The sequence below is a fragment of the Actinophytocola sp. genome, assembly GCF_036555685.1.
Taxonomy (GTDB): domain Bacteria; phylum Actinomycetota; class Actinomycetes; order Mycobacteriales; family Pseudonocardiaceae; genus Actinophytocola.
Map to the genome: position 1 here is coordinate 1 of NZ_DATBKY010000210.1, position 6,763 is coordinate 6,763.

Sequence of the window (6,763 nt, forward strand, 5' to 3'; positions counted from 1 at the left end):
CCGGACAAGCCGAAGTCGTCGCACCAGGGCTGGATGAACGAGATCAGCGGCAAGACCGGCGAGGACTTCGACAAGACGTTCGCCACCCGGTTGCGGGCCGCGCACGGCTCGGTGTTCAGCACGATCGCGGAGGTGCGGGCCGGCACCCACAACAAGACGATCCTCGACTTCGCCACCCAGGCGAACAGCATCGTGCTGAAGCACATGACGCTGCTCGAGGCGACCGGCTACGTGAACGACCAGACCGGGCACTTCGCCGAGGCGGCCACCCGCACCACCGCGTACCCCGAGAACGACTTGAGCGCCACCGACATCGTCCTCGGTGGGCTGGCCTTCGTCGTGGTCGCGGCCGGCACCGTGCTGGCCGTTCGGCTGCTGAGCGCCCGCGGATCGACCAACTGATCCGTCGATGTGCCGTCGAGGACGAACAGGCCCGCATCGCCTACAACCGGATGCCTGCCGAACTCGCGCGCCGGGACATCGAACGTGAGGGCTGACCGTCGGATGCGGTAGACATTCGACCATGGCGCGCGCGGTGGAGGAACAACACGACCAGGTCGATGCGGTGACCGACGCGGTCCTGACGGCGTCGAGACTGTTGGTCGCCGTGTCCGCCAGGTCGATCGCGGCGGTCGACGCGTCCATCTCGATCGCACAGTTCCGGCTGCTCGTCGTGCTGTTCTCGCGGGGGGCGCAGAAGGTCACCACCCTCGCCCAGGCGCTGGGCGTGAACCCCTCGACCGCGACGCGGACCATCGACCGGCTCCTCGACCGCGATCTGGTGGACCGTCAACCGAACCCGGAGTCCCGCCGCGAGATGCGCATCAGCCTGACCTCGGCAGGCAAGCGCGTCGTCCGCGACGCCACGCGCCGGCGACGCGCGGAGATTGCCGCGATCGTCGAACGGATGCCCGCGACCCACCAGCGTGGGCTGGTGCGGGCACTGAACGCGTTCAGCGTGGCTGGCGGCGAACCACCTGCCGCCGCGTCACCTTACGAGGTGGACGAGACGGACTGGGCCTAGTCAGGTGTCCGTGGCGATGATCCGGTCGACGACGGCGGCGATGTCGGGGCCGGTGATGTCCGGCTGCGGTCCGATCGGGCTGAGCACCATGCCCGGTCGGGTGACGAACGCGGCTTGGCAGCCGGCAGCGAGCGCTCCGGAGATGTCCCAGGAGTGCGCGGCGACCAGGCGGACCTCGTGGGCAGGCACGTCGAACGCTTGTGCGACGGCGAGGTAGGGCTCCCTGGCGGGCTTGAGGTGCCGCACGCTGTCGGCGGAGATCGCCTGAGTGAAGTGTTCGCGGATGCCGGCGTGCGTCAGCTGAGCCTCCGCGACGTCGAGCGGGGAGTTGGTCAGAGCGACGACCGTCAGCTGGGTCTCGGCCAGTTTCGCCAGTGCTGCGGGGACCTCGGGGTGGGGCGGCAACGAGCGCATCCGGCCGACGACGGCGTTGACGGCCGCGTCCGTGAGGTCGACGCCGTGCCGTTTGGCGAGCATGGTCAGTGCGGCGCGCTGTGCGGTCGTGAAGTCGACGTAGTCGCCGGTGAGGCCACCCACGAAGGACAGCTGCAGCATGGTGGCGAACCACTGCTGGCGAGGTGCGGCGGTGCCGAACACCTCTTCGAATGGTCCGTCGAGTACGGACAGGTCGAGCAGCGTCTCGTTGACGTCGAACGCGATGACCGTGGTCATGGTCTCATCGTGCCGTGCGAGCCAGGAGAGGTCGACACCGGTGCGGTCCGCGTCTCGGAGCCCGGCACTGGGCTGGTGGCGGTTGTGCTCGAAACGGTTTGCGGAGGGCTGGCGCTCGACCGCACGGTCGGGCTGACCGACGGCGGCTCGACAGGACGTCCTAGCGGCTGGGGTTCCGCCTGGCTGCTCACCCCGCATCCGGATGCACCGAGGACGGCGACTACCGCCCCGGCGATGGCTTTTCGGATCACGGCGTGACCTCCGGCAGTTCGATGACGAAGCGGGCGCCGCCGCCGGGCCGGTCCTCGACCCAGGCGCGGCCGTCGTGGTGGCGTACGTGTTCGGCGACGAGCGCCAGCCCGAGGCCGACTCCGCCGTCGGCCGGATCCCGCTCGGCGGGTGAGCCGCGGGCGAAGCGTTCGAACACGTGTTGCCGGTCGTCGGCGGCGACGCCGGGGCCGGCGTCGTCGACCTCGATGCGGGCATGATCGGCGCCGTGCAGGACGGCGAGGCGCACCAGGCCCTGGCCGTGCCGGGTGGCGTTGTCGAGCAGGTTCGTGACAGCTCGTTCCAGGCGACGCCGGTCCGCGAGTACCCAGGGGTGCGCGGTGAGCTGCAGCGTGTCCGCAGATGCGCACGCGTGCTGGTCCGCGACCGCTCGCACAAGGCCGGCCAGGTCGACGAGCTCGAAGGTCGACCGGTCGGTGTCCTGGTCGCCACGGGACATCTCGAGCAGGTCGTCGACCATGCGGCGGAAGCGGCGCAGGTCGGTGGCGAGCAGCTCGATTGCCTGCCTCGTCTCCGCGGGGAGATCTGCGCTGCGTCGTTGCAGGACGGACATGGCGTTGAGCATGGTGGTCAGTGGGGAGCGCAGTTCGTGGCTGACGTCGCCGGCGAAGCGGATGTCGCGTGCGACGCGGTGTTGCAGGCGCTCGGTGGTGTCGTTGAACGCGGTGGCGAGCGACTCGAGGTCGGGGTCGCGGGTGGTGGGCAGCCGTGCACCGAGATCCCCGCCGGCCGCCTTGGCGGCGGTGTCGGTGAAGCGGCGCAGCGGCCGCAGGGCATGCTGGGCAGCCCACCGGCCGAGCAAGGCGCCGGCCAGTCCACTGGCGAGGGTGCCGAGGACGAGCGTCCAGCTCAGGAAGCGGAAGGTGCGGTCGAGCTCGCGCATCGGAGACACCTCGACATAGGTCGCCGCCTGGCCGCGGACCGGGAGCCCGACGGCGAGGACGGGGACTCCGTCCAGGACTGTGCGCTGGCGGGCGAACTCTCCACGCTGGACCATGTCGAGGAAGGCGCTCGGCAGGCGCCGGGGATCGACAAGGGTGCCACCGCTGATCCAGTCGCCGTCGTCGACGAGCAGCACCGCCGACTCCGTGCCCGCGGCCAGACCGGTCAGCAGTTCGCGCAGTGCGGGGGAGTCGTTCCGCAGCGCGGCCTCCACGAGCCGGGCGTTGCCGGCCGCCTGGGCGACCGCACTGCGTTCGCGCTGGTCGATCATGTATCCGGTGGCCAGCTGCCAGGTGGCAAACGCCAGCGCGCCGGACACGATGAGCGAGACGAGGCTGAACCACGCCATCACCCTGGCCCGCAACGGAAAGCGGCTCATCATGGCCTGGCGCTCCCGCCAACTCGGTAGCCAACGCCACGAACCGTGACCACCAGCTCAGGCTGGCCCGGATCCCGCTCGACCTTGCGGCGCAGTCGTCTGATGTGGACGTCGAGCAATCTGGTGTCGCCGAAGTAGTCGTAGTCCCACACCCGTTCGAGCAGCTGCTCGCGGGTCACGACCGCGCCGTCCGCGACCGCGAGCGTGTAGAGTAGGCGGAACTCCGTCTTGGTCAGCGGAACTTCCGCACCCGCACGCAGTACCCGGCTCTCGCCGGGCAACACGGTGAGGTCACCGACTTCGATCGCCAGGTCCTGCCCGCCGCTGCCACGGACACGCCGGAGCAGCGCGCGGATCCTCGCGGCGAGCTCTCCCGCGTCGACCGGTTTGGTCACGTAGTCGTCGGCACCCGCCTCCAGGCCCGCGATCACCTCGTGGGACTGCGTGCGGGCAGTCACCATGATGATCGGCAGATCGCCGTGCTCGCGAATCCGCGAACACACCTCCAGCCCGTCGATGCCGGGCAGCATCAGGTCCAGCAACACGACGTCCGGCAGCGAAGTGCCGTCCGCGATGAGCTCGAGCGCCTGCTCGCCCGTAGCCGCCTCGGTCACGCGGTAGCCCTCGTCCGCGAGGGCCAGGCGGAGTGCGCTGCGGATGCGTGTGTCGTCCTCGACGAGCAGAAGTGTGGTCGTCATCTCCGCGTAGTACAGCACCTTTGCCGCCCTCGTGCCCATGCCGAGAAACCGTCCGTGCCGAATCGTCAGGAACTCGTCATGTCGTTCACGACGGCTAGGCGCCATTGCGATGGTGACAATCGATGGCGCCACCACGACCGTCACACGGAGGTGACGCCAAGCATGAGGCATCGCACGTCCAGCGGGTCCGGAGGCTCGGAGAAGCCGTCGCGCAGCGACGCGTTGGGCACGTTGGTGCTGTGGCCGAGCGGGTCGACCGAGGTCGACGCGGCGCGCGACGAGGCCGATCCGTGGCCTGTCCTCGTCGTCGTGATCGGCACCGATTCCGAACAGGACGCTCTGCTGGACCTGCTCGACACGGCGCGTTCGCCCACCGACACGATCACCAACAGTCGTTGTTGGTGGTCTGTCGACGATCCCGACCGGGCGACGCTGTGTCTGGCGGTACGGGTGACGGAACCGGCCCGCTTCGCGATGGACATCGCGGTCCCGGCGCAATGCTTCCTCGGGCTCTCGGACATCCTGGCGGCCGGCGCCACGATCGGCGTGACGTCCCGCCGGCACGCTCGCCGGCTGACCATCCGGACCGACGACCGGGCGTCCCTCGACGAGATAGTTCTGCTGGGTGGTCGAACTTCGAGCGAGCTCGGTGACCTCGCCGAGCTGCTGTGCGGTGTCGGAGGTCACGCGTGACTGCGATCGGATCGATTGTCAGGCACTCGTCAGGTTGACCAGCGCCGGTGGACGAGAGGATTGCGAAGAGGCAGCTTGACCGGAGTACGAGGCAGATGCACCGACAGGAACAGTTCCGCCACGCCGCACATGTGGTGAATTCGATCGACGTTCGCGACGGCGCCGGAATCGTCGTGCGCCGGATCGTTGGCCGGGCGCTCACCACCAACCGGGCGCGGTCGTGACCGTGCCGAAGGATCCCGTCGCGCTCGACCTGGCTGCCGGTGCCTGGATGACCGGGGACCGCACTCGCGTCCACATCGGAACCGGGTCAGGCCCGGAGACACCCTGGGCAACCCCGCCACGAGACCGGTGGTCCCGATGACCGACAACGGGTCGGCTTCAGGTCGTGTTCTTGCCGAGGCGCGGTTCCAGGACGTCGACGCGGTGTTTCTCGTCGACGTGCGTGGGTGGCTGTCGCGGCCGCTGCGCGGTTGGGCGCCGCGCCTTGTCAGGGACGTGGCAGTGGTTCTCGGGGAGCTGATGACCAACGCGTTCCGGCACGCCGGGCCGCCGTTCGCCGTACGGGTGTCCGTTCCGCCGCCCGGGCTGGCGTTGCGCGTGGAGGTTCACGACGGGGCGGCCGCGCGCACGTCCGGGTGGACGCTCGGCCGCGGGTTGCTCGTCGTCCGCGACCTGTGCCAGGACTGGGGCGTCGAGCACCGCCCGGACGGCAAGATCGCCTGGGCCGAGGTGCCCATCCCGGTGGCATCGGAAACGATAGGGCCGGGCGCGCGGCGCCACTGACGCCGCACGCCGTGACACCTCCGGCACACGCACCGCTTGCGGTTGCCTGACAAGTCCTTCCGGCGGCTCCGCACTACACAGATCCGGCACGACAATGGGTGTCGGACATGCGCCCATGACAGGAGTCCGATGCGAGACGTCACGCAAGAGACCACCCGGCAGCGAAACCGCGGTCGACCAGCTGCCCTGGTGGCGACCGAGGTGGTGCTGCTGTGGCCACGCGGGGTCGGTTCGCCTGCCACGATCGACGAAGCCGGGCTGTGGCCGGTCTTCGTACTGGTCGTCGGCGACCGCCAGCGAGCCGATGTCCCGGCGGCTGCTCCGTTGCTCGACCTGGTCAACCAGCACCGCCAGGAGAACGAGCTCGCCGTCGTCGCCGCCGGCTGCCGGTGGTCGGTCGTCGACGCCAGGAACGCGCTGCTCAAGGTCACCATCCAGGCGCAAGCGCCGAGGCGCTTCGAGGTGGAGATTCTCGTTCCCGCCCGGCGCGTGCTCGGCATGCTCGAGGTCGCCGCGCGTGGCGCCACGATCGGTGTCACCACCACGCGGCAGGCGAACAACCTGGGGGAACGGGTCGACATCCGCCAGGCGCTGCACCGAGTCGTGCTACTCAGCTGCGAGCCGTCGACGGAGCTGTCCAGGCTCGCGCGGTTCCTGCACAGCCGGCTCACTCCGCGCGGACCGAAGGACATCTGACGCCACGTCGGTGGCATTCACCGCGAACGCGTTCGAGCCGCTCCCGACGTCGTGTTCGTCGCCCCGCGCGCCGAGTCTACTGTGGACCGCGAAATTCTCGGGCGCGAGCGGGTTCCGGCGTGCTACTGTAGCTGACGGTGCGCCGGGAAGTCTGGTCGGCAGTCGTTGATGCTGGTCGACCACTGGAGGGGCCCGTGCAGCACACCTCGTCGCCGTTCAACCCGGTCTGGGCACGCGTTCACGTCACTGCCTGACCGCGGCGCTTCATCCCTAGCCCTGGAGCGCGGCACATGGACGTGTGGTTGATTTGGCTGGTGATTGCGGTCGTGCTCGGTGTCGCCGAGGCATTCACCACGACCGCGGCACTTGGCGTGCTGGGTGGCGCGGCGCTCATCCCGTCCGGGCTCGCTCTCGCCGGGGCGCCCGCGGTGATCCAGCTCGTCGCGTTCGCGGTCGCCGCCACGGCCGGGCTCGTGCTGGTGCGCCCGGTCGCGTTGCGGCACATGCGGCAACCGCAGCTGGAGCGGTTCGGCATCGAGGCGCTGGTCGGCCGGCGGGCCTACGTGCTGCGCGAGGTCACCGACC

At 69.8% G+C, this 6,763-nt stretch carries 9 protein-coding genes; 6 read left to right on the forward strand and 3 right to left on the reverse strand.

Annotated elements, in window-relative coordinates:
* Nucleotides 1–402 (forward strand): DUF4142 domain-containing protein (locus tag VH969_RS19700; RefSeq protein WP_527249166.1); only part of this gene is annotated, 402 nt, incomplete at its 5' end.
* Nucleotides 403–523: 121 nt separating this feature from the next.
* Nucleotides 524–1,024 carry a MarR family winged helix-turn-helix transcriptional regulator gene (locus VH969_RS19705; RefSeq protein ID WP_331976285.1) on the forward strand — a complete coding sequence of 167 codons (501 nt, stop codon included), beginning with the start codon at nt 524–526 and terminating at the stop codon, nt 1,022–1,024.
* Here the strand turns inward: VH969_RS19705 and VH969_RS19710 are convergent, their stop codons facing one another.
* The 3 genes from VH969_RS19710 to VH969_RS19720 all read right to left on the reverse strand — a co-directional run bounded on the left by VH969_RS19710 (nt 1,025) and on the right by VH969_RS19720 (nt 4,042).
* Entirely contained in the window at nt 1,025–1,696 is a 672-nt protein-coding gene (locus VH969_RS19710) for a haloacid dehalogenase type II (protein ID WP_331976286.1), read from the reverse strand.
* Nucleotides 1,697–1,943: 247 nt separating this feature from the next.
* A complete protein-coding gene (locus VH969_RS19715) occupies nt 1,944–3,308 on the reverse strand; it encodes a sensor histidine kinase (RefSeq protein ID WP_331976287.1) in 1,365 nt (454 codons plus the stop codon).
* Nucleotides 3,305–4,042: a response regulator gene (locus VH969_RS19720; protein ID WP_331976288.1), complete on the reverse strand. Its 738-nt coding sequence runs from the start codon at nt 4,040–4,042 to the stop codon at nt 3,305–3,307. The genes VH969_RS19715 and VH969_RS19720 overlap by 4 nt, the downstream gene beginning before the upstream one ends.
* A gap of 123 nt (nt 4,043–4,165) precedes the next feature.
* Here VH969_RS19720 and VH969_RS19725 point away from each other — a divergent pair, with 123 nt between their 5' ends.
* The 4 genes from VH969_RS19725 to VH969_RS19740 form a co-directional block, all read left to right on the forward strand.
* Nucleotides 4,166–4,696 carry a hypothetical protein gene (locus VH969_RS19725; RefSeq protein ID WP_331976290.1) on the forward strand — a complete coding sequence of 177 codons (531 nt, stop codon included), beginning with the start codon at nt 4,166–4,168 and terminating at the stop codon, nt 4,694–4,696.
* Between the two features lie 360 nt (nt 4,697–5,056).
* Nucleotides 5,057–5,482 (forward strand): ATP-binding protein, encoded by a 426-nt coding sequence (locus tag VH969_RS19730; RefSeq protein ID WP_331976292.1) that lies wholly within the window; start codon nt 5,057–5,059, stop codon nt 5,480–5,482.
* Between the two features lie 189 nt (nt 5,483–5,671).
* On the forward strand, nt 5,672–6,178 hold the full coding sequence (locus VH969_RS19735) for a hypothetical protein (protein WP_331976294.1): 507 nt from the start codon (nt 5,672–5,674) through the stop codon (nt 6,176–6,178).
* Nucleotides 6,179–6,492: 314 nt separating this feature from the next.
* On the forward strand, nt 6,493–6,763 hold a 271-nt coding region (locus tag VH969_RS19740), incomplete at its 3' end, for an NfeD family protein (RefSeq protein ID WP_414638577.1).

Bases quoted from the DNA above. Each gene is read 5' to 3' on its own strand.
- VH969_RS19715 (WP_331976287.1), bottom strand. From the start codon at position 3,308: ATGATGAGCCGCTTTCCGTTGCGGGCCAGGGTGATGGCGTGGTTCAGC.
- VH969_RS19725 (WP_331976290.1), top strand. From the start codon at position 4,166: ATGAGGCATCGCACGTCCAGCGGGTCCGGAGGCTCGGAGAAGCCGTCG.
- VH969_RS19710 (WP_331976286.1), bottom strand. From the start codon at position 1,696: ATGACCACGGTCATCGCGTTCGACGTCAACGAGACGCTGCTCGACCTG.
- VH969_RS19730 (WP_331976292.1), top strand. From the start codon at position 5,057: ATGACCGACAACGGGTCGGCTTCAGGTCGTGTTCTTGCCGAGGCGCGG.
- VH969_RS19720 (WP_331976288.1), bottom strand. From the start codon at position 4,042: ATGGGCACGAGGGCGGCAAAGGTGCTGTACTACGCGGAGATGACGACC.
- VH969_RS19705 (WP_331976285.1), top strand. From the start codon at position 524: ATGGCGCGCGCGGTGGAGGAACAACACGACCAGGTCGATGCGGTGACC.